This window comes from Nocardia amamiensis (assembly GCF_015477605.1).
Lineage (GTDB): Bacteria > Actinomycetota > Actinomycetes > Mycobacteriales > Mycobacteriaceae > Nocardia > Nocardia amamiensis_A.
Window position 1 is genome coordinate 1 of sequence record NZ_JADLQX010000397.1, and the last position, 204, is coordinate 204.

Sequence of the window (204 nt, forward strand, 5' to 3'; positions counted from 1 at the left end):
CATCCCGATCACGATCTGCGGTAGGTCGTCTCGGGAGTCCTTCGACTTGCCGTAAGTACGGAATCCGCCAGCCTTCTCGCTGCCGCTGCCGCTGCCGCTGCCGCTGCCGCTGCCGCTGCCGCTGCCGTCGGCGTCGTCACCGGCGGGGACCGGGTGGCCGCGGTCGTCGCGTTCCACCGGCTCGTCGGCTCCGGTCTCGAAATA

The 204-nt window shown here is 70.1% G+C and carries 1 pseudogene; it reads right to left on the reverse strand.

Features of this window, described 5'->3' with window-relative positions:
* Positions 1–204, reverse strand: a pseudogene (locus IU459_RS38270) (hypothetical protein); the annotation flags it as partial.